Annotated in this window: 23 protein-coding genes and 1 riboswitch; of the genes, 9 read left to right on the top strand and 14 right to left on the bottom strand. The window is 62.2% G+C overall.

Annotated features, from left to right (window positions below):
- Positions 1 to 12 precede the first annotated feature (12 nt).
- From ybeY to KHO31_RS15395, 4 genes are all read right to left on the bottom strand, one after another.
- A complete protein-coding gene (gene ybeY, locus KHO31_RS15410) occupies positions 13 to 474 on the bottom strand; it encodes an rRNA maturation RNase YbeY (RefSeq protein ID WP_154558067.1) in 462 nt (153 codons plus the stop codon).
- 83 nt (positions 475 to 557) lie between these two features.
- Entirely contained in the window at positions 558 to 1,631 is a 1,074-nt protein-coding gene (locus KHO31_RS15405; RefSeq protein ID WP_201076546.1) for a PhoH family protein, read from the bottom strand.
- Positions 1,632 to 1,678: 47 nt separating this feature from the next.
- On the bottom strand, positions 1,679 to 3,052 hold the full coding sequence (gene miaB, locus KHO31_RS15400) for a tRNA (N6-isopentenyl adenosine(37)-C2)-methylthiotransferase MiaB (RefSeq protein WP_201076544.1): 1,374 nt from the start codon (positions 3,050 to 3,052) through the stop codon (positions 1,679 to 1,681).
- Between the two features lie 162 nt (positions 3,053 to 3,214).
- Entirely contained in the window at positions 3,215 to 4,198 is a 984-nt protein-coding gene (locus KHO31_RS15395) for a LysR family transcriptional regulator (RefSeq protein ID WP_201076542.1), read from the bottom strand.
- Positions 4,199 to 4,314: 116 nt separating this feature from the next.
- Here KHO31_RS15395 and KHO31_RS15390 point away from each other — a divergent pair, with 116 nt between their 5' ends.
- From KHO31_RS15390 to ribB, 4 genes are all read left to right on the top strand, one after another.
- Entirely contained in the window at positions 4,315 to 4,728 is a 414-nt protein-coding gene (locus KHO31_RS15390) for a VOC family protein (protein ID WP_201076540.1), read from the top strand.
- A 16-nt stretch (positions 4,729 to 4,744) separates the two neighbouring features.
- The gene (locus KHO31_RS15385; protein ID WP_201076537.1) at positions 4,745 to 5,911 is read left to right on the top strand and encodes an MFS transporter; all 1,167 of its coding nucleotides are present in this window, start codon (positions 4,745 to 4,747) and stop codon (positions 5,909 to 5,911) included.
- Between the two features lie 239 nt (positions 5,912 to 6,150).
- A complete protein-coding gene (locus KHO31_RS15380; protein WP_201076535.1) occupies positions 6,151 to 6,840 on the top strand; it encodes a helix-turn-helix domain-containing protein in 690 nt (229 codons plus the stop codon).
- Positions 6,841 to 6,975: 135 nt separating this feature from the next.
- Positions 6,976 to 7,158, top strand: a riboswitch (FMN riboswitch).
- A gap of 146 nt (positions 7,159 to 7,304) precedes the next feature.
- Positions 7,305 to 8,024 carry a 3,4-dihydroxy-2-butanone-4-phosphate synthase gene (gene ribB / locus KHO31_RS15375; RefSeq protein ID WP_201076533.1) on the top strand — a complete coding sequence of 240 codons (720 nt, stop codon included), beginning with the start codon at positions 7,305 to 7,307 and terminating at the stop codon, positions 8,022 to 8,024.
- 73 nt (positions 8,025 to 8,097) lie between these two features.
- On the opposite strand, the gene KHO31_RS15370 is transcribed toward ribB, so the two are convergent.
- The 4 genes from KHO31_RS15370 to glpD form a co-directional block, all read right to left on the bottom strand.
- Positions 8,098 to 8,784: an HAD family hydrolase gene (locus KHO31_RS15370; protein WP_201076532.1), complete on the bottom strand. Its 687-nt coding sequence runs from the start codon at positions 8,782 to 8,784 to the stop codon at positions 8,098 to 8,100.
- Between the two features lie 184 nt (positions 8,785 to 8,968).
- Positions 8,969 to 9,682, bottom strand: coding sequence for an MIP/aquaporin family protein (locus KHO31_RS15365; RefSeq protein ID WP_097390367.1), 714 nt, complete (start codon positions 9,680 to 9,682; stop codon positions 8,969 to 8,971).
- 92 nt (positions 9,683 to 9,774) lie between these two features.
- Positions 9,775 to 11,274 (bottom strand): glycerol kinase GlpK, encoded by a 1,500-nt coding sequence (glpK, locus tag KHO31_RS15360; protein ID WP_201076530.1) that lies wholly within the window; start codon positions 11,272 to 11,274, stop codon positions 9,775 to 9,777.
- Positions 11,275 to 11,512: 238 nt separating this feature from the next.
- Positions 11,513 to 13,042: a glycerol-3-phosphate dehydrogenase gene (gene glpD / locus KHO31_RS15355; RefSeq protein WP_201076529.1), complete on the bottom strand. Its 1,530-nt coding sequence runs from the start codon at positions 13,040 to 13,042 to the stop codon at positions 11,513 to 11,515.
- A 202-nt stretch (positions 13,043 to 13,244) separates the two neighbouring features.
- On the opposite strand from glpD, the gene KHO31_RS15350 reads away from it, so the two are divergent.
- The gene (locus KHO31_RS15350) at positions 13,245 to 13,619 is read left to right on the top strand and encodes a hypothetical protein (protein WP_201076528.1); all 375 of its coding nucleotides are present in this window, start codon (positions 13,245 to 13,247) and stop codon (positions 13,617 to 13,619) included.
- 88 nt (positions 13,620 to 13,707) lie between these two features.
- On the opposite strand, the gene KHO31_RS15345 is transcribed toward KHO31_RS15350, so the two are convergent.
- From KHO31_RS15345 to KHO31_RS15335, 3 genes are all read right to left on the bottom strand, one after another.
- The gene (locus tag KHO31_RS15345) at positions 13,708 to 14,334 is read right to left on the bottom strand and encodes a TetR/AcrR family transcriptional regulator (protein ID WP_211623672.1); all 627 of its coding nucleotides are present in this window, start codon (positions 14,332 to 14,334) and stop codon (positions 13,708 to 13,710) included.
- 194 nt (positions 14,335 to 14,528) lie between these two features.
- Positions 14,529 to 14,726 (bottom strand): hypothetical protein, encoded by a 198-nt coding sequence (locus KHO31_RS15340; protein WP_054034465.1) that lies wholly within the window; start codon positions 14,724 to 14,726, stop codon positions 14,529 to 14,531.
- A gap of 306 nt (positions 14,727 to 15,032) precedes the next feature.
- Entirely contained in the window at positions 15,033 to 15,812 is a 780-nt protein-coding gene (locus KHO31_RS15335) for a DeoR/GlpR family DNA-binding transcription regulator (protein ID WP_211623671.1), read from the bottom strand.
- A gap of 318 nt (positions 15,813 to 16,130) precedes the next feature.
- Between KHO31_RS15335 and ggt the strand changes: the two genes are divergently transcribed.
- From ggt to KHO31_RS15315, 4 genes are all read left to right on the top strand, one after another.
- On the top strand, positions 16,131 to 17,768 hold the full coding sequence (gene ggt / locus KHO31_RS15330; protein ID WP_211623670.1) for a gamma-glutamyltransferase: 1,638 nt from the start codon (positions 16,131 to 16,133) through the stop codon (positions 17,766 to 17,768).
- Between the two features lie 219 nt (positions 17,769 to 17,987).
- On the top strand, positions 17,988 to 19,352 hold the full coding sequence (locus tag KHO31_RS15325; protein WP_201076524.1) for an MFS transporter: 1,365 nt from the start codon (positions 17,988 to 17,990) through the stop codon (positions 19,350 to 19,352).
- Between the two features lie 344 nt (positions 19,353 to 19,696).
- Positions 19,697 to 20,524, top strand: coding sequence for a ferritin-like domain-containing protein (locus tag KHO31_RS15320; RefSeq protein WP_211623669.1), 828 nt, complete (start codon positions 19,697 to 19,699; stop codon positions 20,522 to 20,524).
- Between the two features lie 139 nt (positions 20,525 to 20,663).
- The gene (locus KHO31_RS15315; RefSeq protein WP_211623668.1) at positions 20,664 to 21,188 is read left to right on the top strand and encodes a hypothetical protein; all 525 of its coding nucleotides are present in this window, start codon (positions 20,664 to 20,666) and stop codon (positions 21,186 to 21,188) included.
- Positions 21,189 to 21,226: 38 nt separating this feature from the next.
- Here KHO31_RS15315 and KHO31_RS15310 read toward each other — a convergent pair whose 3' ends face one another.
- From KHO31_RS15310 to KHO31_RS15300, 3 genes are all read right to left on the bottom strand, one after another.
- Complete coding sequence (locus tag KHO31_RS15310; protein ID WP_211623667.1) at positions 21,227 to 22,801, bottom strand: DEAD/DEAH box helicase; 1,575 nt, start codon at positions 22,799 to 22,801, stop codon at positions 21,227 to 21,229.
- Between the two features lie 224 nt (positions 22,802 to 23,025).
- Positions 23,026 to 23,646, bottom strand: coding sequence for a PAQR family membrane homeostasis protein TrhA (gene trhA / locus KHO31_RS15305; protein WP_074282261.1), 621 nt, complete (start codon positions 23,644 to 23,646; stop codon positions 23,026 to 23,028).
- Between the two features lie 122 nt (positions 23,647 to 23,768).
- Positions 23,769 to 25,067 (bottom strand): c-type cytochrome, encoded by a 1,299-nt coding sequence (locus tag KHO31_RS15300; RefSeq protein WP_201076519.1) that lies wholly within the window; start codon positions 25,065 to 25,067, stop codon positions 23,769 to 23,771.
- Between the last annotated feature and the right edge of the window lie 16 nt (positions 25,068 to 25,083).

Below are 25,083 nucleotides of genomic sequence, written 5' to 3'. Positions count from 1 at the left end.
TGATGGCAAGGGCTATTGGTAAGGATCCGGGAAGCCGAGCTTGCCGAGGATTTCCGTTTCGATGGCTTCCATTTCCTCGGCTTCTTCCTCGACCTCGTGGTCGTAGCCTTGCGCATGGAGGGTGCCGTGCACCAGCAGATGCGCGTAGTGCGCGATCAGCGGCTTGCCCTGTTCAGCGGCTTCCTTTTCCACCACCGGACAGCACAGGATCAGGTCGCCGGTTACCGGATCGTCTTCCGATTCGGCGTACGCGAAAGTCAGCACGTTGGTCGAATAATCTTTGCCGCGATACGTGCGGTTCAGTGTGCGGCCTTCGTCGGCGTCGACGAAACGCACGGTCAATTCGCCGTCTGCGAAGAGGGCCGCCTTGATCCAGCCGGCCACGGTGGCGCGCGGCAGCAGCGCCTTGTGTTCCGGCCAGGTCTTGGCGGCGGGGAATTGCAGATTCAACGTTAGTTTCGGTGCGCGGCTCATGCGGTGTCGACTTGTTGCCTGGTTTGCTGCGGCATATCCAGTGGGAATTAAGGCAAATAAGCGACGCAATTTAACGTCGCTGATTAACGAGAATCCGCCGGATTGGCGGTTTTCTGCGAATGCGCATCGTACGCCTCCACAATTCGCGCGACCAGCGGATGCCGCACCACGTCGGCGCTCGTGAAGCGCGTGAGCGCAATGCCGCGCACGTCCGCCAGCACCTGCTGCGCTTCGATCAGCCCGCTCTTGTGACCGCGCGGCAAGTCGACCTGGGTCGTGTCGCCGGTGACCACGGCCTTCGAGCCGAAGCCGATCCGCGTGAGGAACATTTTCATCTGTTCGGGCGTGGTGTTCTGCGCCTCGTCGAGGATGATGAACGCGTGATTCAGCGTGCGGCCGCGCATGTACGCGAGCGGCGCGATTTCGATCATCTGCCGCTCGAACATCTTGGCGGTCTTGTCGAAGCCGAGCAGGTCGTACAGCGCGTCATACAAAGGACGCAGATACGGATCGACCTTCTGCGCCAGATCGCCCGGCAGAAAGCCGAGGCGTTCGCCCGCTTCGACGGCCGGGCGCGTCAGCACGATGCGTTTGACCTGATCACGCTCCAGCGCGTCCACCGCGCAAGCTACCGCGAGATACGTCTTGCCTGTCCCCGCCGGACCGATGCCGAACGTCACGTCGTGCGAAATGATCTGCTTCAGATACTCGCGTTGCATCGGTGTACGGCCGCGCAGATCGGCGCGTCGTGTGTACAGCTTCGGGCCGAGTTCTTCGAGGTCGTCGTCGCCGCTGTCGGCGGGCTGGTCGAACGGGTGATCCGGATTGCCCGGAAAGCGCGGGTCTGCCGCTTCCGCGCCATGGCCGTTGCCGTTCGCGCGATGGCGTGTCGGCTGACGCACTTCAACCAGCGCGAGCTGAATGTCGTCGACCGACAGTGGCTTCTGCGAATTGTCGTAGAACCTTTCGAGCGCGGTGAGCGCGAGTTTCGCGCCGCGCCCGCGAATCGTGATGCGGTGGCCACGGCGTTGCAGCGTCACGTCGAGCGCCTGCTCGATCTGCCGCAGATTCTCGTCGAGCGGTCCGCAGAGGTTGGCGAGCCGCGCGTTGTCGTCGCGCGGTGCGGTGAATTCCAGATGCTGCTGAGTGGTCTTCAAGGCGGAGGATCGATCCTGTCGGGTTCGTGACGCCGGGCGGGCGTCGCTCAGTGGGTGGTTGCGGGCGCGTCGTCGTGCACCAGCACGAGTTCGCCACGCAACGAATGTGGGTACGCATGGACGATTTTCACGTCCACCATCTGGCCGATCAGCCGCGCGTGCGACGCGATCGGCGCCGGGAAATTCACCACACGGTTGTTTTCGGTGCGGCCAGCGAGTTCGTTCGGGTCCTTGCGCGCGGGACGTTCGACCAGAATCCGTTCGACCTTGCCTACCATCGAATCGCTGATGCGCTGCACGTTTTCCTCGATCGTAGCCTGCAGATGGTACAGACGCTTGAGCTTCACTTCGTGCGGCGTGTCGTCGTGCAGATTTGCGGCGGGCGTGCCGGGACGCGGGCTATAGATGAACGAGAAGCTGGTGTCGTACTTCATCTCGTGGATCAACGCCATCATCTTGTCGAAGTCTTCTTCCGTCTCACCAGGGAAGCCGACGATCATATCGGTCGACAATGACAGGTCAGGGCGGATCGCGCGCAGCTTGCGGATCACGGACTTGTATTCGAGCACGGTGTAGCCGCGCTTCATCGCCATCAGGATGCGGTCGGAGCCGTGCTGCACCGGCAGATGCAGGTGGCTGACGAGCTTCGGCACCTTGGCGTAGGTGTCGATCAGGCGCTGCGTGAATTCCTTCGGATGCGACGTGGTGTAGCGAATCCGTTCGATGCCCGGTATATCCGCGACGTATTCGATCAGCTGAGCGAAGTCGGCGATTTCGGTCGAACCGAGCGTGATACCGGCCCGATAAGCATTCACGTTCTGACCGAGCAGGGTCACTTCACGCACGCCCTGGTCGGCGAGACCGGCGATTTCGGTCAGCACGTCGTCCAGCGGACGCGACACTTCTTCACCGCGCGTGTACGGCACGACGCAGTAGCTGCAGTACTTGCTGCAGCCTTCCATGATCGAGACGAACGCGCTTGCGCCATCGACGCGCGCCGGCGGCAGGTGATCGAACTTTTCGATTTCCGGGAACGAGATGTCGACCTGAGCGCGGCCGCTTTCGCGGCGCTTGTCGATCATTTGCGGCAGACGGTGCAGCGTTTGCGGGCCGAACACCAGATCGACATACGGTGCTCGCGCTACGATCGACGCGCCTTCCTGGCTCGCCACGCAACCGCCCACGCCGATGATCAGATTCGGATTCGCTTCTTTCAGTTCGCGCACACGGCCGAGTTCGGAGAAGACTTTCTCCTGCGCTTTTTCGCGCACCGAGCAGGTATTGAAGAGAATGACGTCCGCGTCTTCTGGGGTGTCGGTCTTGACGAGGCCTTCAGCCGCACCGAGTACGTCGACCATCTTGTCGGAGTCGTACTCGTTCATCTGGCAGCCGTAGGTCTTTACATAAACTTTCTTGGTCATCGATTTTCGCCGGTCGCAGTGGTTAACCTGGGGGCGTCATTTAAAAGGTGAAGAGGGGTGAAAACGTGCGGACGGGCCACGGGGCGGCGCTTGGGCCTGCTTGAACCCGCTTGGACCGATTTCGGTCCGCATTTCAATGCACGTTTGCAGCGTAGCTCAATATTATAGCCCTTCCTCGGGTGCGGCTTCTGCCGCGGCCATTGCACGTGAGCGCTCCGGCGGCAAGCCCAGCAGGCCTTCCAGTTCGTCCGACACCTGCGCGAAGCGTTCGCTCAGGAAATCCAGCAGCACGCGCACGCGCGGCGCCATGAAACGGTTGCGGTGGTAGAGCGCGTGCAAGGGCGCGTCCGGATAGCGCCATTCGGGCAGCAGGATTTTCAGGCAGTCGCCCCGCAAGTCCGCTTCCACGTCCCACATCGACTTGATGACGATCCCATAGCCGCGCCGCGCCCATTCGCGGGCCACGGCGCCATCGTTGGTTTCACGGGAGGTTTCGCATGGCACGGTGTAGTGCTGTACCTCGTCGCCGCGTGTGAAGCGCCATTCATTGACCGGGCCGGATGCGGTGCCGAGCACGATGCAGTCGAAATTCGCCAGATCGTGCGGGTCCTTTGGCTCACCCTTGCGTGCGATGTACTCCGGCGACGCGCACAGCACCCGCCGGTTCTGCGCCAGCTTGCGGGCGACAAGCGAGCTGTCTTGCGGCACGCCGAAGCGAATCGCCAGATCGATGTCCTCCTGCACCAGATTCGACAGCGAGTCCGATAGCGTCAGCGCGAACGTGACTTCCGGGTAGAGCGCGTTGAATTCGTCGAGCCAGTGCATCAGCAGATTGCGGCCAAAGTCGGAGGTTGCCGAGATGCGCACCTTGCCGCGCACGACGCCCTGGCCGGCCTGCAGCGCGGCTTCGGCGTCGTCGAGCGATTGCAGCGCCTGGCGGCAACAGTTCAGATAAAGGCGGCCTTCGTCCGTGAGTCTCAACTGACGGGTGGTGCGCTCGAACAATCGCGCTTTCAGGCCGGCTTCGAGTTTGGCTAGGCGCGCGCTGGCGGCGGCCGGCGTCAGGCCCATCTTGCGGCCCGCCGCCGAGAGGCTGCCTTGCTGCGCGGCTTCGACGAACAGGCGGATGTCACCGAGGTTATCCATGGCGATCTTTCAAAATAATTTGAAAATGCTTCAAATGCTACGCCAATTATCAAATTGACGTGTTCCGCTCACAATGCACTCCTCGTAAACCCTTTGTATTCTGTGCAGCCCACGCCATGCAACTCGATCACGCAACCATCGTCACCGCCGACCTCGAGACCGCGCGACATTTCTTCGTCGACGTCGCCGGGCTGACGGAGGGCGCGCGTCCGCCGTTTTCGGTCGATGGCTATTGGCTGTATGCAAGCGGCCGCCCGGTGATTCATCTGATTGATGCGACAGCGCCCGCCCAGACGGGAAGGGCGGCGCCGCGCATCGACCATATCGCCTTCCGGCTGGAGAGCGCCGACGAATGGCAGGCGCTGTTGCAACGCTTGTATGCGGCGGAGATGCCTTATCAGCTCGCCGAAGTGCCGCAGATGGGTCCGCAGCAAGCCGAGTTGCAACTGTTTGTCGCGCTCGCGCCGGGTGTGGTCATCGAATTCGTGACGGCGCTGCGCCACGCCCACCGCAAACACGCTCAACTTTAAAACCTGGAGTAGAAAAATGCCCATTCCATTACTGGCGCTAGCGATCAGCGCTTTCGCGATCGGCACGACCGAGTTCGTGATCATGGGCTTGCTGCCCGACGTCGCGCGCGATCTGGCCGTGTCGATTCCGTCGGCTGGTTTGCTGGTGAGCGGCTATGCGCTCGGCGTCGCGGTCGGTGCGCCGTTGCTCGCAGTGGTCACCAGCAAGATGCCGCGCAAGCTCGCGTTGCAGTTGCTGATGGGCGTGTTCATCGTCGGCAATACGCTGTGCGCAATTGCGTCCAGCTATTCCGTGCTGATGATCGCGCGGGTAGTGACGTCGTTCGCGCATGGCTCGTTCTTCGGGATCGGTGCGGTGGTGGCGACTTCGCTCGTGCCGGCTGAAAAGCGGGCCAGCGCGATTGCGCTGATGTTCACCGGCTTGACGCTCGCGAACGTGCTCGGCGTGCCGTTTGGCACTTTCGTCGGCCAGGAATTCGGCTGGCGTGCGGCGTTCTGGATCGTCAGCGCGTTTGGGGTGCTGTCGCTCGCGGGTGTGTCGCTGCTGGTGCCGAATCGTCATGATTCCGGCCCGGTCGGTTTGGGCCATGAAGTACGCGTGTTGAAGGACCCGCAAGTCTGGACGGCGCTCGCGATGACCGTGCTCGGCTTCGGCGGTGTGTTTGTCGTGTTCACCTATATCGCGCCGATTCTCGAGCAGGTCAGCGGTTTCTCGCCGCGTGGCGTGACGTTGATTCTGGTGCTGTTCGGTGTGGGTCTCACGATCGGCAATACCGTGGGCGGCAAGCTCGCGGACCGCGCGCTGATGCCCTCGCTGATGGGCATTCTGGTGGCGCTCGCGGTGGTGATGGCGATCTTCGCGCGCACCAGTCATTCGCAGGTCGCCGCGGCGATCACCATTTTTGTGTGGGGCATTGCGGCGTTCGCCACGGTGCCGCCGTTGCAGATGCGCGTGGTCGAGAAGGCCGCTGCGGCGCCGAATCTGGCTTCGACGTTGAACATCGGTGCGTTCAACTTGGGCAATGCGGGCGGCGCGTGGCTCGGCGGTCTGGTGATCAATCACGGTCATTCGCTCGATACGCTGCCGTGGGTTGCGGCGGCGGTCAGCGTGGCGGCGTTGCTGCTGACGTGGTTCGCGGCGCGTAGGGATGCGCCGGTGTCGGCCGTCGCGCAGCGGGCCTGAGTATGCCCGGGCGCGGCAGATATTCCCGGATGGGCATGAGTGCGTGGGCGTGTTCGATGTTCGAGCGCATCTGAGCCCGAACACGCCGATATGAAAAATTCGCACAAGCTTTGCGAGAATCGTCCTCCGCAATGCTGATAACAGTGTGAAGATAACTTCGTTGGGCGCGGCAAGCCGCGATGCTATCTTGCTTCCACTAACCGCTTGCCCGCCGTCCGGCGGCGCTCCTGGAGGCAATCATGCATTCCCCGCTTGCGCTGGTTCGCGATCCCACGGCTGACACCGTTGCGTCGTCGCGTGCCGCTGAACCCTTCGATGCGCTCGAACATCTGGTCGGCGTGAATCTCGCCCGTTTGCGCGCCGAGCGCCAACTTTCGCTCGATGCCTTGGCCCGTGCCTCGGGTGTCTCGCGAGCCATGCTCGCGCAGATCGAGTCGGCGCGCAGCGTGCCGTCGATCAAGGTGCTGTGCAAGGTTGCATCGGCGTTGAAGGTATCGGTGGCGGCGTTTTTGCGGCGTCATGCGACCAACGGCTTTGAGCATTTGCCGGCGGAACGTTCGTCGCGTGTCGTCAGTTCGAATGGGCGCTACTCGGCCCGGCCGCTTTATCCCGACGCCGAGCCGACCGCCGCCGAGTTTCACGAGCTGCGTATCGCGCCCTTACATACCGAGGCCGGCACACGCCGCGCGCCGGGCACCACGGTGAACCTGGTGGTGAGCGAAGGCACGCTGGAAGTCAGCGTGCACGACCAGCGTCAGTTGCTGGCAACGGGCGACGCGATCGTGTTCGACGCCGACCAGCCGCACAGCTTGCGCAATCCCGGTGATACCGAAGCGCGCGCGTTTCGCGTGACGCTGAAGGCGGAAACGCCGCCGCGCTGGGACGTGCCGGCGCCGCACGATTTGGCACGCCAGGCCGCGCCGGTTTGACGGATGAGGTTTTTTCAGGCGGATGGGCTGTGAAGTTAGGCTGCAAAGCCGAGATGTCCGTCTAGTCAGTAGGGGTTGCGCTGCAGGTTCCGCGCGACTGTTGTATTCTTTGGCAGCCGGTCAATCCGGCAATCAGTGCGTCTTCAGGGCGGGGCGAAATTCCCCACCGGCGGTATGCCGGCAGCGCGAAAGCGTGAGCCGGTGAGCCCGCGAGCGCCCGCTTCGTTCAGCTTTCAGCGTATCGAAAGCACAGTGGGGTCAGCAGATCTGGTGAGAAGCCAGAGCCGACGGTTAGAGTCCGGATGGAAGAAGATGTGCAGATAGTCATGTTCGTTTCCGTGGCGCCGCTAGCGGTTGGAGCGGTGCGCGAGCGTCGCTTTGCGCGGCGTTCAACGGCGCGTCTTTGTCTGTTTGCAATGCCCTGAAACGTTTCTCGCCCAACTTTTGCGATGAGCGTTTCAACTATGTCCTTTGCTACTTTTCCTGCTCCGTCGGTGATTGCGGATAGCGCATCACTTGACCTCCCCCTGCTCGCCACCGAGCCAGTTCCGCCGCGTATCGCTGCCGCTTTGCAAGCCATGCGTGATGGCCGTGCTGTCGTCCTGCAAGACGATCACGACCGCGAGAATGAAGCCGATCTGATCGTCTCCGCTGAGCGTCTTTCCGTCGAAACCATGGCCTTGCTGATCCGCGAGTGCAGCGGCATCGTCTGCCTGTGCCTGCCTGACGACAAGATTCGCGCACTCGAATTGCCGCCGATGGCCGTCAACAACGAAAGCCGTCATGGCACCGCGTTCACGGTCTCGATCGAAGCCCGCGACGGTGTGACCACCGGCGTGTCCGCACTCGATCGCGTGACGACGATTCGTGCTGCGATCAACGATAAGGCGAAGCCTGCCGATATCGTGCGCCCTGGTCACGTGTTTCCGCTGCGCGCGCAGCCGGGCGGTGTGCTCGCGCGCCGTGGCCACACCGAAGGCACGGTGGATCTGGCGATTCTCGCGGGTCTGAAGCCGGCCGGCGTGCTGTGCGAGTTGATGAACGCGGACGGCACGATGACGCGCGGCGCGCATGTGGAGCGTTTCGCTGCGCAACACAATCTGCCGATGCTGACGATCGCCGAGCTGGTGGAATTTCGCCAGGCGCTGGCGACGGCACGCGAATGCGTGGCCGACGAGGTTTAATGCCTTAGTGGTGTGCGGTTAGTCACCAGTCTGAAGCCGGCTATCGCAGCCGGTTTTTTTATTGTTGCGCCCGTTAAGACTGCACGTCGCCAAACTCACCGCGCACGCCAGCTTCGACCAGCGCCGGCAGTTCATCCATATGCTTCATGATGCGCGTCATCCCCATCTTGCGCAGCGCATCCGCATAACCGTCGGGGATATGGCTCGCACCCACGAAGGCAATCGTCTTCATGCCCGCCGCACGCGCCGCATTCAAACCGGCCACGCTATCTTCCACGACGATGCATCGCGAAGGCTCCACACCCAGCGTCTTCGCAGCGAACAGATACACGTCTGGAAAAGGCTTTGGCCGCGCCACCTGTTCGGCGCTGAAAATCCGTTCGCCAAAAATCTGCTGCAAGCCCGCGCGCCGCACCGACGCATTCACGCGCGCCATCCGGCTGTTCGACACGACTGCGGCCGGCAGCGTCACGCGCTGCAATGCGTCGCGCACACCGTTGATCGGGCTGAGCGACGCTGTGAGCGCGAGCTCGACATTGTGTTCGATCGTATTGAAGAAATCGGCGGGCAGCGTGATATCGAACGACTTCTCGATACCTTCAAGGAAGCGCGAGGTCTGCTGGCCGAACGCCGTTTTGACGACGGGTTCGAAGTCGAGGCCGGGGAAGGTGGCGGACAGCGTTTCGAGCATCACGCGGTCAGCGATGATTTCGCTGTCGACGAGCACGCCGTCGCAGTCACAGATGAGGTGGTCGATCATGCTTTAAAACGGAAAGCGAGAGGCGCGCGGGCAAGGCAACTGCAAGCTCATGCGCTGAGATTGAAAGCATCATGATACGTGCTTTGGCGCCGCGTGCGCGGCGCCATCGCTTTCCGTCGACGCTTATTTGCGCCCTTAGTGTGCCTTTGGTGCGCCCAATGTGCGTCCTATGCGCGCGGCAGGATCAGTGCGCGTGCAGGTACAGATACAAGCCCGTTGCCGCCGCGCCGCCCAGCAACGGACCGCATACCGGAATCCACGAATAACGCCAGTCGCTGTCGCGCTTGCCCGGAATCGGCAGCAGCGCGTGCATCAGACGCGGTGACAGGTCGCGCGCGGGGCTCATCGCGTAACCGGTCGGGCCGCCGAGCGAAATGCCGATGCCGAGCACCAGCAAGCCGACCGGCAGTGCGTCGAGCGCGCCCAGGCCGACCTGCGGCGAAGCCAGATACAGCACGCCGAGAATCAGCACGAAAGTCGCGATCATTTCGGTGAGCAGGTTATGCGGCACGCTGCGAATGGCTGGCGACGTGCAGAACACGCCGAGCTTCACGTCGGCATCGCCCTCTTTGTTGAAGTGCTGACGATACGCGAGCCACACGAGCAGGGCGCCTGCCATCCCGCCGAGCATCTGCGCCGCGATGTAGCCCGGGACTTTCGCCCACGCGAATTTGCCTGCCAGCGCGAGGCTGATCGTCACCACCGGATTCAGGTGCGCGCCGCTGTACGACGCCGTGACGTACACGGCGATGAACACGGCCATCGCCCAGCCCATCACGATTACGATCAGGTCCGCGCCTTTGCCTTTGGTGCGCGCGAGCAGCACGTTGGCGACCGCGCCGTTGCCGAGCAGCACCAGCAGCGCGGTGCCGATGAATTCCGCAATGTAAGGAGACATGGTTGGTTATCCGAAATATAGTTGTTAGGGAAGCCGCGGGATAAGCGGCTTCGTTATGTCGAAAGGTGTCTTATGGAACCGATGGACAGCAATCAGGGCGTGTCGGCCCAGGCCTTCGCGGCGCGGATCGCGCGCTTCCAGCCGTCGAGGCATTCCTTGACATCGGCGTGCGGCAGAGCAGGCGTGAAACGGCGGTCGAGCGCCCACTGGCTTTGCAACTCGTTGACGTCTTTCCAGTAGCCGACCGCGAGACCGGCCAGATACGCTGCGCCCAATGCGGTCGTCTCCGATACTTTCGGACGCACTGCGTCGACGCCGAGAATATCCGCCTGGAATTGCATCAGCAGATTGTTCGCGCAAGCACCGCCGTCCACGCGCAATTCGCCAATGCGAATGCCGGAGTCGGCCTCCATCGCTTTCAGCACGTCGAGCGATTGATAGGCGATCGAGTCGAGTGCGGCGCGGGCGATGTGCGCCGAAGTCGTGCCACGCGTTACACCAAACATCGTGCCGCGAGCACGGGCGTTCCAGTGCGGCGCGCCGAGGCCGGCAAACGCGGGCACCAGATACACGCCGTCGGTATGCGGCACGCTGCCCGCCAGCGTTTCGATTTCAGCGGCGTTCTTGATGATGCCGAGGCCGTCGCGCAGCCATTGCACCACGGCGCCGCCAATGAAGATGCTGCCTTCGAGTGCGTAGTTGATCTGGTCGCCGATCTGCCAGGCGATCGTGGTGACGAGATTGTTCTTCGATTCGATCGGCTTGTCGCCGGTGTTCATCACGAGGAAGCAGCCTGTGCCGTAGGTGTTCTTCACCATGCCCGACTGCGTACACATCTGACCGAACAGGGCCGCATGCTGATCGCCTGCAATGCCGGCGAGCGGAATCTTGGAGGCGAACACGGTGGTCTTGGTCGGCCCGTACACTTCCGACGACGCACGCACTTCCGGCAGCATGTTGCGCGGAATATCCATCGCTTCGAGCAGTTCGTCGTCCCACTTCAGCGTGTGGATGTTGAACAGCATCGTGCGCGACGCGTTGGTCACGTCGGTGACGTGCAGACCGCCCTTGGTGAAATTCCACACCAGCCAGCTATCCACCGTGCCGAAAGCGAGGCGGCCTTGCTTCGCCTTTTCGCGTGCGCCTTCGACGTTGTCGAGAATCCAGCGGATCTTGGTCGCCGAGAAGTACGAGTCGATCGGCAGACCGGTTTTCGCGCGGACTTTTTCTTCGAGACCTTGCTCTTTGAGCTGGTCGCAGAAGTCGGCGGTGCGGCGGTCTTGCCAGACGATCGCGTTATAAATGGGGTGGCCGGTTTCGCGGTCCCACACGATGGTGGTCTCACGCTGATTGGTAATGCCGATCGCGGCGATCGAGGTGCCGTTCATACCGGCGCGCGTGACGGCTTCGGCTGCTACACCGGCCTGCGTCGACCAGATTTCCTGCGGGTCGTGTTCGACCCAACCCGGACGCGGATAGATCTGCTGGAATTCTTTTTGAGCGGTCGACACGACGTTGCCGAGCCGGTCGAACAGCATCGCGCGGGAGCTGGTGGTGCCTTGGTCAAGCGCGAGGATGTACTGATCCTGCATTGTCTCTTCTCCATGTGTTTTATGAATCGCTGGACTGCTGGCCGGCGACGGGAACGGCTTGTTGTTTTAAGCGGGCTGCAACAGCTTGGGGTTGTGCGTCCCGGCTTTGTCAGTAGCCGAGGGGTGAAAATCGATTCGGTTCATGCGTGTTCATCCACGTAGACGGGCCGCGTTGGAATAGGTTGGCTATGCGGTCCGGCTAAGTGGCTTAAATAGAAGGCTTAACTGAGCGGCTTAACTACGCGCTCTGTCGGAACGGCTCGCGGGCGAACCACGCGTCGATATCGTGTGTGATCGAATCGAGCGTGCCCGGTTCGACGTGCAGGCCGAGTTTCGAGCGGCGCCACAGCACGTCCTGCGCGCTGCGCGCCCATTCGGTGTCGCGCAGGTAAGTGAGTTCGGCCTCGTAGAGACCCGGCGCGAAAGCGCGGCCGAGGTCGGCCACCGAGCGCGCGTTGCCGATCACATGCTTCACTCGTGTGCCGTACGCACGAGCGAGGCGGTGAGCCAGATCGGCGGGCAGCCAGGCATTCTGTTGCTTGAAGCCGACGAGGAAGCGCTCGAAGTTGGCTTGCGGAATATCGCCACCGGGCAACGGCGCACCGGCCGTCCACGAAGGCGTGCCTTTATGCAACGCGTGCGCGAGTTTGTCGACGGCTTCTTCCGCCAGCTTGCGGAACGTTGTGATCTTGCCGCCGAACACGGACAGAAGCGGTGCTTCGCCGGCAGGCGCGTCGAGTTCGAGCGAGTAATCGCGCGTGACGGCCGAGGGGTTGTCCGCGCCTTCTTCCTCGAGCAGCGGACGCACGCCCGAGTAGGTCCAGCGCACGTCTTGCGGCGAGATCTTCTGCTTGAAATAGCGATTGATCGAGTCGCACAGGTACTGTGTTTCGTCGGCGTTGATCGCCACTTGCGACGGATCGCCGTGATATTCGAGGTCCGTCGTGCCGATCAACGTGTAATCGTGTTCGTACGGAATCGCGAAGATGATCCGCTTGTCCGGATTCTGGAAGATGTACGCGTGATCGTGTTCGAACATACGGCGCGTGACGATATGGCTGCCTTTCACGAGGCGCACGCTGTGCGTCGCTTCCCGGCCGAGCGCGCCATGCAGCAATTCGCCGACCCACGGGCCGGCCGCATTCGCAATCGAGGCAGCGCGTACGTCGAGGATCGTGCCGTCCGCGCGCTTGAGTTGCGCGCGCCATTCGCCGCCGGCGCGCACCGCGCTGAGCAACTTGGTGCGCGTGAGAATCTTTGCGCCGTGTTCCTCAGCATCCAGAGCGTTCAGCACGACCAGACGCGCGTCATTGACCCAACCGTCCGAATACACGAAACCGCGCTTGATCGAGTCGACCAGCGGCGCGCCAGCAGGATGATTGCGCATCACGATGCCGCGCGAGCCAGGCAGCAGTTCGCGTTTGGCGAGGTGATCGTAAAGGAACAGCCCTGCGCGGATCAGCCAGGCCGGGCGCAGATCCGGCATGTGCGGCATCACGAAACGCAGCGGCCACATGATGTGCGGCGCCGCGCGCAACAGCGTTTCGCGCTCCTGCAGGGCTTTGCGCACCAGCCCGAATTCGCGGTACTCGAGGTACCGCAGGCCGCCGTGAATCAGCTTGGTACTGGCCGACGACGTATGTGCCGCCAGATCGTCCTGTTCGCAGAGCAGCACCGACAGGCCGCGGCCCGCCGCATCGCGTGCGATGCCTGCGCCGTTGATCCCGCCGCCCACGACGAGCAAATCGTATCTCGAGCCTTGCGTCACCTGCTGTGTCCCCTGCGTCGTATCTGGAAAACGGTTTGGAAAATCTATCGAACCGATAGTGTTCGTTTGCGAACTTTAATGAACATATTCGAAAAAGTAAAGTTCGGTTTTCTTAGACACCCCTCTAGCGCTTGGCTAAGGTGGTGGCGTAACGCGCGGCCACGGACGATACTCTCGGCAGCAGCCATTTCGAGGTGAATTCATGCGTGGACTTTGGATGATCGGCGCCGCTGCGCTCCTGACGGGATGCGTCAGCTCGCCGAGCTTGAACGGAACGATGGGAGCGCCCTCGTTCGCATCGTTGCAGCAGATGTGCAGTGCCCAGACGGTCGATTACGGCAACGACGCGCAAGGCGTCTACGCAACGCTGTTCGACGCGTACGTGGCGAATCGGCGTGGGAAGTTGTCGAAGGACGATTTCTGCGCGTTCCAGGCGTCGCTTGCGCAGCATTACACGAGCCTGGGGACGAGTGCCGACCCGCAAGTGCGTAATCAGTGGGTGACGTTCTTCACCGATCAGCGAGCCAAAGCATTGAGCTGGCGCGCGGCGGCCGATCCGACCTTGCGCGCGGGCTGAGCGTCGCGCTGTGCTCCTTTCGCGCGGGGCTTCCCGCCAGGGCATTCGCGTGTGGTGAGTTGACTGGCTAAACCCGGGCTAACCCGGCCTAGCCGCGCTGCGGCTGGGCCCCGCGCCACAACATCCGGCGAATCTGCGCGAACACGGCCTCGCGCGTCGGTGCGTTGCTCCCGGCGGCTTGTTGCGCCTGGGGCAAAGGCAACTGATTGGCGAGTGCCAGCATGGTGAAGCCGTGCAGGCTGGCCCAGTAGGCGTAGCCGATCAATTGCGGATCGCCTTCCAGAATGCCCGCGGCAACGAGCTTCGCGAAGTGCGCCCCGAGCATGCGCCAGGCGCGGTGCGATGCGGCGCTGAGTTCAGGGTAAGCACCGTCCTGCTGCGTCAGATCGAACATCAGGCGGTAGGCATGCGGCTCGTCCAGCGCGAACGCTACGTAGGCGTCGCTGACGGCAGAGCGGTCGGTCTCGGGAGCTTGGTTCGCCGCCGCTTCGAGCCGTGCCGCAAAGCGGTTGAACGCCGCGGCGCGGACCATCGCAAGAATCTCGTCCTTGTCGCGGAAGTAGCGATAGGGCGTCATCGCACTGCAACCCAGTTCCTTCGCCAGTTCGCGCATCGTCACGCCTTGCGCGCCGCGCGTGGCGAACGCATTCTCGGCCACACGCCGCATGGTTTCGCGGAATTGCTGGATGTCGTCGGAGGAGAGCGTTTTTGGCATGCGCGAAGGTAGAAAGTCCGTCGCGTCAATTTACTGTGTAAATGAATTGGACACAACAAAGCGGCCGTTTGAGCGGCAGCATGGCTTGAGGCAAAAGAATACGCGGCAGCTTTAAAAAGACGAGTGCGCGCGCGAAGTCACCGCAGCGCAACCCGCCGCTATGCTGCCGGTCGTCGGCTTTGAAACTCAACGTGCTATGAGAAACGCTTGATGGCCCGGAGTGCGCTGTCGCCGGTTTCGGTCACGCGCCATTGTTCGTTGCCCGACGCGAGCCGTTCGAGTTGCACAAGCTGGCGTTCCAGCAGGGCGTCGAGTTCTTCTCGCTCCATATCGACTTGATTGGGGGCGTCCTTGACGAGCAACAACGTGGCGAATTCATGCGGACTCAGCATCGTTCTCTCCATGTCAAGCTTACGCGGACGGCCTTTTCGGCGACTGGCTCATGCCAGTGAAGTCCGCTAGAGGATCAGGCGGGAGGTACGGCTATCACGACAGGTTCACGCTACCGGCACTCCGCGTAACGCGGAACGGACGCCGGGGAACTGGAGTGTAGTCAACCGCCGGATAAACACCAATGGGGCCCCAGTAAATTTTCCCTTTGACAATTGGGGTCCGCAGAGGCGGTTTGGATCAGCGGCCAGATCCTTGATTTCACGCGAAGTTTCGCGTGCACTGCAACATGGCTGAAGACGCCTGGATCACTCGGCGACATACACCTGGCAATTGGCGGCAGCGAGCGTTTCGTTCATCTCGGCGGGCGGTGCGGCGTCGGTGAAAAGCGCGTCGATCTGATCCAGGTGACCCTGGCGGACGAGCGCCGGTCGGCCGAATTTGGAGTTGTCGGCCGCGAGAAATACCGTGCGCGCATGCTGAATGATCGCCTCGGCCACACGTACTTCGCGGGTATCGAAATCGCGCAGCGTGCCATCCGTTTCAATGCTCGACGTACCGATGATCGCGAAGTCCACCTTGAACTGGCGGATGAAATCGATCGCGAGTTCGCCGACGATGCCCTTGTCCCACGGCCGAACGATGCCGCCCGTCACCAGCACTTCGCATTCCTGATAGCCGCTCATCATGCTGGCGACGTTCAGGTTGTTGGTGATCACCCGCAGGCCGCGATGCCGGTTGAGCGCGCGTGCGACTTCTTCGGTGGTCGTGCCGAGATTGATGAAGAGGGACGCCTGGTCGGGAATGTGAGTGGCCACTAGCGCCGCAATGCGCCGCTTTTCTTCGTGGAACATCCGCTGACGTGCCGTGTATGAGACGTTCTCGGAGCTGGTCGGCAGACTGGCGCCGCCGTGATAGCGGCGCAGCAGGTTCATGTCGGCGAGCCAGTTGACGTCGCGGCGGATCGTCTGCGGCGTCACGTCGAAGTGGGCCGCGAGGTCGTCCACGGTCACGAAGCCGTCGCGTTGCACCCACTCCAGCAGTTCCTGTTGCCGGGCATTGAGAGTCAGGCGGGGGTCTCGGGTCATGTGTCTCGGGTCGTGGATTTTTATCGGCGCTGCCCGTCACCGGCGCGATACGCTGTGCCGGAAGCGGGTGATGCGTGAACGAGGGTGAGCGTATTGTAAGACCATCGCACGTCTTGTCTGCCAACTCGTGCGTCACGGTTCCGATCCAGGACGACCGTGCGGCGACCCATTCAGGTCATTTGTGCATTTATTCATTTGATAAATGAATTTGTTTTTTGTGCCAGATCGCGCTGCAATCCATGGTTCCACGTTTTATCCGTTTTCCATGGTTTCCGGCGTTCGAGAACGCGCCGGACCACGCTTCCGAGAGTGTTCGACATGACTGGCTTCAACTGGCAAAACCCCTACCCGACGCCGCGTCTGCCCGTATTCGCGCGCAACATCGTTTCGACTTCGCATCCGCTCGCCGCGCAAGCCGGCCTGCGCATGCTGTGGAAAGGCGGCAATGCCGTCGACGCGGCGATTGCGGCGGCTGCCGCCATTACGGTGGTCGAGCCGGTGTCGTGCGGCCTCGGCGGTGACGCCTTCGCGTTGGTGTGGGACGGCACGAAGCTGCATGGCCTGAACGCGTCGGGCGTCTCGCCGGCGGCCTGGAACGTCGATTACTTCAAGCGCAAGTACGGTGAGGAAAACGGTCTTGCGAAGCAGCCCAAACGCGGTTGGGACGCCGTGACCGTGCCTGGCGTGATCGCCGGCTGGGAAGCGCTGCATCAGAAATTCGGCTCGCTGCCGTTCGCCGATCTGATGGAGCCGGCGATCGAAATCGCCGAGCGTGGCCATGCGGTGGCGAGCATCGTTGCTTACAAATGGGCGGCCGCCGTGCCGGAACTGAAGGACCTGCCGGGCTTCGCGCAAACTTTCATGCCGCGCGGCCGCGCGCCGGAAGTCAGCGAATTGGTGCGCTTTCCGGGTCACGCGAAGACGCTGCGCAAGCTTGCCGAGCAGGGCCCGCGTGCGTATTACGAAGGCGAGATCGCCGAACAGATTGCCGCGTTTGCGCGTGAAGGCGGCGGCGCATTAACGCTCGACGACTTGCGCAACTACCGCGCGGATTGGGTCGAACCGATCGGCAAGGATTATCGCGGCTACACCGTGCATGAAATTCCGCCGAACGGCCAGGGTATCGCGGCGCTGATCGCGCTAGGCATCCTCGAAAAGTTCGACGTGAAAGAGCTGGCCGTCGACAACGTCGAGTCGCAGCATTTGCAGATTGAAGCGATGAAGCTGGCGTTCGCCGACGTCTACCGCTATGTCGCCGATCCGCGTTCGATGGACGTCACACCTGAGCAGATGCTCGACGACGCGTACCTCACGTCGCGCGCCAAACTGATCGACCATAAGCGCGCCACGCAATTCGACTTTGGCATGCCGAAGGCCGGCGGCACGATCTACATGTCGGTCGCGGACGAGCGCGGCATGATGGTCAGCTTCATCCAGTCAAACTACATGGGCTTCGGCTCGGGCATCGTGGTGCCCGATAGCGGCATCGCGATGCAGAACCGCGGCTGCGGATTCTCGATGGACCCGAAGTCGCCGAACGTGGTGGAAGGCGGCAAGCGGCCGTTCCATACCATCATCCCGTCGTTCCTGACGCAGCAGGTGGACGGCAAACAGGAAGCGGTGATGAGCTTCGGCGTGATGGGCGGCGATATGCAGCCGCAAGGCCACCTGCAATCGATCGTGCGGATGCTCGACTACGGTCAGCAACCGCAGGCCGCCTGCGATGCGCCGCGCTGGAAGGTCAACCGCGACTTCACGATCGACATCGAATCGACGCTCGATCCAAAGACCGCCGCAGCACTGCAGAAGCTGGGCCACACGATCAAATCGGTCGACGATCCGTACATGGACTTCGGCTCCGGCCAGTACATCTGGAAACTCGATCGTGACGATCCGGACCGTGGCTATGTGGCGGCGAGCGACAGCCGTCGCGACGGGCTGGCAGCCGGGTTCTGAAAGACTTGGTCGAAGCACGGCGCCGTTCACGCGGCCGCCGCGTGTCGACTGGCTGCATCCGGTGGCGACGCATAACGCGTCGCGTATTGGCTCAGCACCAAGCAATCGCAATTAAAGCAAGGCATCGCGCGCAACCCGAACGGACTGCGCGCGGCAGCCCGGCATAGCGCGCCTCATGCGCGTTCAGCGCAACTGGCTTCAGGCAGGGCAGGAGACACCATGAACACCACCGCGTCGCATTCCGCGACAGCTTCCCTCCATTCCACGTCCGCACCGCTGTCCAAAGCGATGGTGCGGCGTATCGTGTTTTCGTCGTCGGTCGGCAATGCGCTCGAATGGTTCGACTTTCTGGTCTACGGGTACTTCGCGACCATCATCGCGAAACAGTTCTTCCCGATGCAGGACGAGTGGCTCTCGACGCTGCTCGCCATCGCCACCTTCGGCATCTCGTTCCTGATGCGGCCGTTGGGCGCCGTCGTACTGGGTGTCTACGGCGACCGCAAGGGCCGTAAGGCGGCACTCACGCTTGCCATCGCGCTGATGATGGTCGGTACCGTCACGATGGCGGTGATGCCGCCCTACGCGTCGATCGGTATCGCTGCGCCCGTGTTGATCCTGCTTGCGCGGCTCGTGCAAGGTTTCGCGGTGGGCGGCGAGTTCGGCAGCGCGACGGCCTTCATGGTTGAGCACAGCGCGTCGCGTCGGGGCTACTACGCGAGTTGGCAGTTCGCGAGCCAGGGCCTGGCCGCGATCACCGCGGCGGCCTTTGGTTCGCTCCTGACCGCGTGGATGCCGCCCGAGCAACTCAATAGCTGGGGGTGGCGCCTGCCGTTCATCTTCGGTCTGCTGGTCGGGCCGGTGGGCTATTACATCCGTTCGCATCTCGACGAGACGCCGGAGTTCCTCGCGTTGCGTGAAGCGCGTGAGTCTGCGGGTAAGCGTCCGGATACGTTTGAGGAGAAGGGCGCGTCGTTCAGCAACCAATGGGTGAATCTGCTGTTGGCCGTGGGCATCGTCGCGCAATCCACGGTTGGCGTGTACGTGTTGCAACTCTACATGCCGATGTACGCGGTCAAGCAGTTGCACATGCCGGCTGCTGCGTCGTTCGGCGTGGTGGTGCTCAACGGCGGCTTGCAGTTCCTGCTGTCGCCGGTGATGGGCGCATTGTCCGATCGCATCGGCCGGATTCGCATCATGCTGACCACGTCGATTTTGATGGGCACGCTGATTTACCCGATGTTCGCTTTGCTGCAGTCGCATCCGACAATCGGCTGGCTTCTGGTGCTGCAAGGTACCGCCGGAATTTTCAAGGCAGCTTACTCCGGGCCGATGCCCGCGCTGATGTCCGAGATCTTCCCGACGCAAGTGCGCTCGACGGGTCTTTCAATCGGTTACAGCATCGGCGTAACGATTTTCGGTGGCTTTGCGCCGACGATTGTGGAGACCTTTATTCATTTGACCGGCGACAAGCTCGCGCCAAGTTACTATGTCCTGATTGCCGCAGTGCTCTCGGGGTTGTCGCTCGTCGTGGTTGCGTGGCGTATGCGGCGCGTCCGGCATCACGAAAGCGTGCAGCCCGCATGAGGCTGTTGCCGGCTGCCGTTGTGCTTCACAACGAGCCTTGCCGCGCTTGACGTGCGCACGCTGTTCAAGCCAAAGCCAGGTCTTCGAGCTGGCTTTTTTTGCGCCTTGCGTGCGCCGCTTGTAACGGACCGAAGGATTCGACTACCTTGAAATTGGAACTGCGACGGTCCGGCATGGTCTGTGCTGGGTTATCTGCAGAGTTGCTAAACACCGGCTAAGATGCAAGATACAAGGGGTTAACTCTAATTCAAGGCGCTGTATCTGACACGGCGGACCGCCCTTGCGATAGTGGGCGGTTCCGAGCGCGCTCCACGAGTCGATACAGCTTTCGGAGCAAGGACACAATGCACACTGAGCTGAACCATGTGATGCCCTGGCGGATCGAGGATATCGACCTCACCCGCATAGATCGGCAGAAGGCCGTCGCTAACGAGGACCTGCTGCTTCTGTTGTGCGCCGCTTCGTTTATCGAAAGCGGCACCGATCTTTACACCAGCAATCTGAGCACTTTTTTCCACGGCGACCCGGAAGTCTCGGCCTGGCTCAACCAGGAATGGGAGCCGGAAGAAATGCAGCACGGCCGCGCGCTCAAGACGTATGTGGCCTACGTGTGGCCTGAGTTCGATTGGGATACTGCATTCCGCAATTTCATGGAAGAGTATTCGCTGACCTGTTCGTTTGAAGACTTCGAAAAGACCCGCGCGCTCGAGATGGTCGCCCGCTGCGTGGTGGAAACGGGCACGGCAACGTTGTATCGCGCGATCGGCGAATGTTCGGACGAGCCGGTCCTCAAACAGATCACCGACAACATCCGCACTGACGAAGTCCGTCACTACAAGCATTTTTTCAAGTTTTTTAAGAAGTACAACAAGATCGAAGGCAATGGCCGTCTTGCGGTTCTCGGCGCATTGATGCGCCGCGTGATGGAGATCAAGAACGAAGACTCGGAGATCGCGTTGCGACATGTCTTCGCGATTCGTTATCCGGAGCGCGTGCACGATTCGGCCTATAACCGCGAACGCGCGGCCCGCATCAATGCGCTGGTGCGGCGCAATCTGTCGGCGGACATGTGCGTGAAGATGCTGCTCAAGCCACTCGATCTGCCGGCCAAAATTCAGCCTGGCGTGCATTACCCGCTCGCCAAGATCACGCAGCACGTGTTCTTCCGCTAATGTTCTTCTGCGGAGTCCGCGGCGCATGACGATGAAGATAAATGGCCCGCTCGTGCGGGCCATTTGTTTTTCGAGGCATGATTGATTCTCGCAAGCTTGCCCACCTCGCTGACAACCTGTTTCCGACTGGATCGATACGATGAGCGACTCCCCAGCACCCGAACGTCCACTCGAACAGGACGTGTTCGACGAGTGGCCAGATGCCGTCCGAACGCTGTTCGACGGTTCGTCGCTGGCGAGCAAGACGGGGTTCACCGCGTCGCTGCTCACCGTCGATGCGAATGGCCACGTGCGCACGTCGCTGCTAGGCGTGGGCGAGTTGTACGCGCCTGATTCGCGCTCGCTGTGCATCGCATTGTGGCCGCAGGCCCGGGCGGCGCGAGTGATCGCGCAAAGCGGCCTGGCCGCGCTGACGTTCGTTTGCGACGAGGCGTTCTTTCAGGTGCAGTTGCGTCTGACGCCGCTAGCGGGCGTGACAGGGGATGATAGCGGCCTCGTGTACCTGATAGGCTCGATCGACACAGGGGAGGCGCAGAACGTGCGTTATGCGCGCCTGACAAGCGGCATTACGTTTGATTTGGAAGGGGACGGGAAGGCGGTGCTCGATCGATGGGAACGGCAGATCGAGCACCTGAAGCAGGCTGCCGCTGCGGCTAGCCGGTAGTCTGGGACCACAGCTAGCGAGCAGGCAGTGCTGGAAACTTAACGGCCGCGCTGACCGCTACGCGTCGGCTGGCCGCCACGCGGTGCGTCATTGCGTGGCTTGGCGCCACCCAGCAAAGCACCCGGATTGCCACCTTGCGGCTTTGCGCCCTGCGGCTTGCGCGGCGCATGTTGCGCGGCGCTGCCTTCGTGCGCCGCTGCACGCGGCTGGCCGTCATGACGCTGGCCGTCGCGGCGCGGCTGACCGCCGTTGCCGGCCGGCTTCGCACCTTGCGGCTGCTGCTGGCCATTCGCCGGACGCTGACCCGAACGTTGCGCGGGCTTTGCGGACGACGGTGCGCCATCGCGGCGGCCGCCATCGCGCTGAGCGCCATCACGTTTCGGTGCACCTTGGCCCTGACGCGGCGAACGGCCACCGCCACCGCCGCCACCCTGACCACGGCGCAGAATCGGCTCCGGCTTGGCAGTCGGATCGGGTTCGAAACCGGCGATCACTTCCTGCGGCACCGCACGCTTGATCAGCTTCTCGATATCCTTCAGCAGTTGCAGTTCGTCGACGCACACCAGCGAGATCGCTTCGCCCGTCGCGCCTGCACGGCCCGTGCGGCCAATGCGGTGCACGTAATCTTCCGGCACATTCGGCAGATCGTAGTTGACCACGTGCGGCAACTGATCGATATCGATGCCGCGTGCCGCGATGTCGGTTGCGACCAACACTTGCAGCGTGCCGTCCTTGAACTCGGCGAGCGCACGGGTACGGGCCGACTGGCTCTTGTTGCCGTGAATCGCCAGCGCGCTGATGCTGTCTTTGGTCAGCTGTTCCGCGAGGCGGTTCGCGCCGTGCTTGGTGCGCGTGAACACCAGCACCTGGAACCAGTTGTGTTGCTTGATGAGGTGCGTAAGCAGCTCGCGCTTCTTGTCGCGGTCGACCGGGTGAATCTTCTGCGCGACCGTCTCAGCCGTCGTGTTGCGGCGGGCGACTTCGATCAGCGCCGGCGAGTCGAGCAGATTGTCGGCGAGCGTCTTGATCTCGTCGGAGAAGGTGGCCGAGAACAGCAGGTTCTGACGCTTCGGCGGCAACTTCGCGAGCACGCGCTTGATGTCGTGGATGAAGCCCATGTCCAGCATACGGTCGGCCTCGTCGAGCACGAGAATCTCGAGATGCGACAGGTCGATGGTCTTCTGCTGCATGTGGTCGAGCAAACGGCCCGGCGTCGCGACGACGATGTCCACGCCGCTGCGCAGCGCGCCGATTTGCGGATTGATGCCGACGCCGCCGAACATCACGGTCGATTTCAGCTTCAGGTACTTGCCGTAGGCGCGCACGCTTTCTTCGACCTGTGCGGCGAGCTCACGCGTCGGCGTGAGGATCAGCGCGCGCACGGCGCGCTTGCCCGACGCCGTGGTGACGGCGGGCATGGTGTTCAGACGCTGCAGGATCGGCAGCGTGAAGCCGGCGGTCTTGCCGGTGCCAGTCTGCGCGCCAGCCAGCAGGTCGCCGCCGTTGAGCACGGCGGGGATCGCTTGCGTCTGGATCGGAGTCGGGGTGGTGTAGCCGAGTTCGTGTACAGCGCGAACCAGCGGTTCGGACAAGCCGAGGGAATCAAAAGACATAAATGCTCTTTGCAATGCAGTTTCGCGAACGGCACCAGACGGCACCAAATGGGCCCAAGCTGGTACAAGCACGGCATGAACACGCCCGCATGGCGCGTTCGAGGCCAAAGCCCAGTTCCGGTCGCAGAGAAATCGGCGGCACGCGGGACACGCATGCCGAATGCTTCAACGCGCTATGCAGACACGTTGACTGGCCTTAAGTTGCATTTCGCCGCCGTGGGATGTCACGCGACGTAGCGCGCAACACTGACGAATTGACACAGACTGCCCGCCAGTACGAACAGGTGCCAGATACCATGTCCGTGCCGGATGCGCTCGTCGTTGATGAAGAAGTAGATACCGGCGCTGTAGATGATCCCGCCGGCCACGAGCCAGGCGGTACCCGCTGCTGGTAAAGCTTGAACCAGCGGGCGGACGGCAACGAGCGCGAGCCATCCCATCAATACATACAGCACCATCGAAACGCTGCGGGTGCGTCGCCCGAGCGTCAATTCCTGCACGATGCCGAGAGCGGCAAGCCCCCAGCTTACGCCGAATAGCGACCAGCCCCACGGTCCGCGCAACGTAACAAGTGTGAACGGGGTGTAACTGCCGGCAATCAGCAGGTAGATTGCCGAATGATCGCATTTCTGCAGAACAGCTTTCACGCGCGGGTTGCGCACGCTGTGGTAAAGCGTCGAGATAGCATACAGCACGAACAGCATCGCACCGTAGACACTGAAGCTGACCACCTTGTACGCGTCGCCGTCGAGCGCGCCCATTGTCACGAGCGTAGCAAGCCCCGCCACCGACAGCACGGCGCCGACGAGATGGGTAATGCTGTTGAAACGCTCACCGACATGCACGGCTCTTACCTCCTGCGCGGTTTCATAAGGGTTTATACCACCCGCATGATACCGGTCCTGAAAAAACGAAGGGCGCGGCCGCGTTATTTCGCAGGCCGCGCCCCAGGTGCATCTAACGCTGCTTAGTCGAGCGGCGCCGAACGCAGATCAGACACTTGCTGCGGTGACACAGCCGTACCGTGGTTGCCCCACGACATACGAATGTACGTCACAACGGCCGCCACTTCCGTGTTCGACAACGCCTGCGCGAACGGCGGCATGCCGTACGGATGCGGGTTGGCTTCCGTGCTCGGCGGGTAACCGCCATTCAGCACCATACGGATCGGGTTGACCGCCGACGGCATCTGGATCGACTGGTTGTTCGCGAGCGGCGGGAACGACGGCGGCATGCCGAGGCCGTTTTCCGCGTGGCACTTCGCGCAGTTGTCAGCGTAGATTTTCTGACCTTGCTTCAACAGTTCGCCGCCGAACTTTTCCGAGGTTTCGAGCTGCAGCGGTTCCGGTGCTTCACTCTTCTGCGGAATCGTCTTCAGGTACGTGGCCATCGCGTTGATGTCTTCGTCCGACATGTACTGCAGGCTGTTGTGAACCACTTCAGCCATCGGACCGAACACCGCGCCGCGGTTCGACACACCGGTCTTCAGCAGATCGGCGATGTCTTTGGTTTCCCAGTCGCCGAGACCGGCTTCCTTGTTCGACGTCAACGACGGTGCGTACCAGTTCTGCAGCGGGATCAAGCCGCCGGCGAAAGCCGCCGAGCTGACCGGGCCACCCATGGCGTTGATCGACGTGTGGCACATGCCGCAGTGGCCGAGGCCTTCGATCAGGTATGCGCCCCGGTTCCATTCGACCGACTTGGTCGGATCAGCCTTGTACTCGCCTTCGCGGAAGAACAGCGTGCGCCACCCAATCAGCATGTTGCGCTGGTTGAACGGGAATTTCAGTTCGTGCGGACGGCTCGGTACATTGACCGGCGTGACCGAGCGCAGGTACGCGTAGATCGCGTCCGAGTCGGCGCGCGTGACCTTCGTGTAGCTCGTGAACGGGAAGCCCGGGTACAGCAGGCTGCCGTCTTTCGAACGGCCCGTGTGCATCGCGCGGTAGAAGTCGTCCTGGGTCCACTTGCCGATACCGTACTGGTCGTCAGGCGTGATGTTCGGCGTGAACATCGTGCCGAACGGCGTAGCCATCGGCAGGCCGCCGGCGAACTGCTTGCCGCCGCGCACCGTGTGGCAGGCGATACAGTCGCCGGCGCGGGCGAGATACTCGCCCTTCTTGATCAGCGCGGCCTGGTCGGCGGGCGTTGCCGCCATTGCCGTGCCGTTATGCAGGTTGTCGCCGCCCGACCACAGGACGGGAACGAGTGCGGCAGCCGCAACGACGACGACTGCCGAGAGGGCGAACAAAGACTTGCGTTTCATTTGAGTGTCTCTCCCG

Source organism: Paraburkholderia domus (genome assembly GCF_905220705.1).
GTDB classification, from domain to species: domain Bacteria; phylum Pseudomonadota; class Gammaproteobacteria; order Burkholderiales; family Burkholderiaceae; genus Paraburkholderia; species Paraburkholderia domus.
The sequence above is the reverse complement of the archived record's forward strand: the minus strand, read 5'-3'. Positions and strand labels throughout refer to the sequence as shown.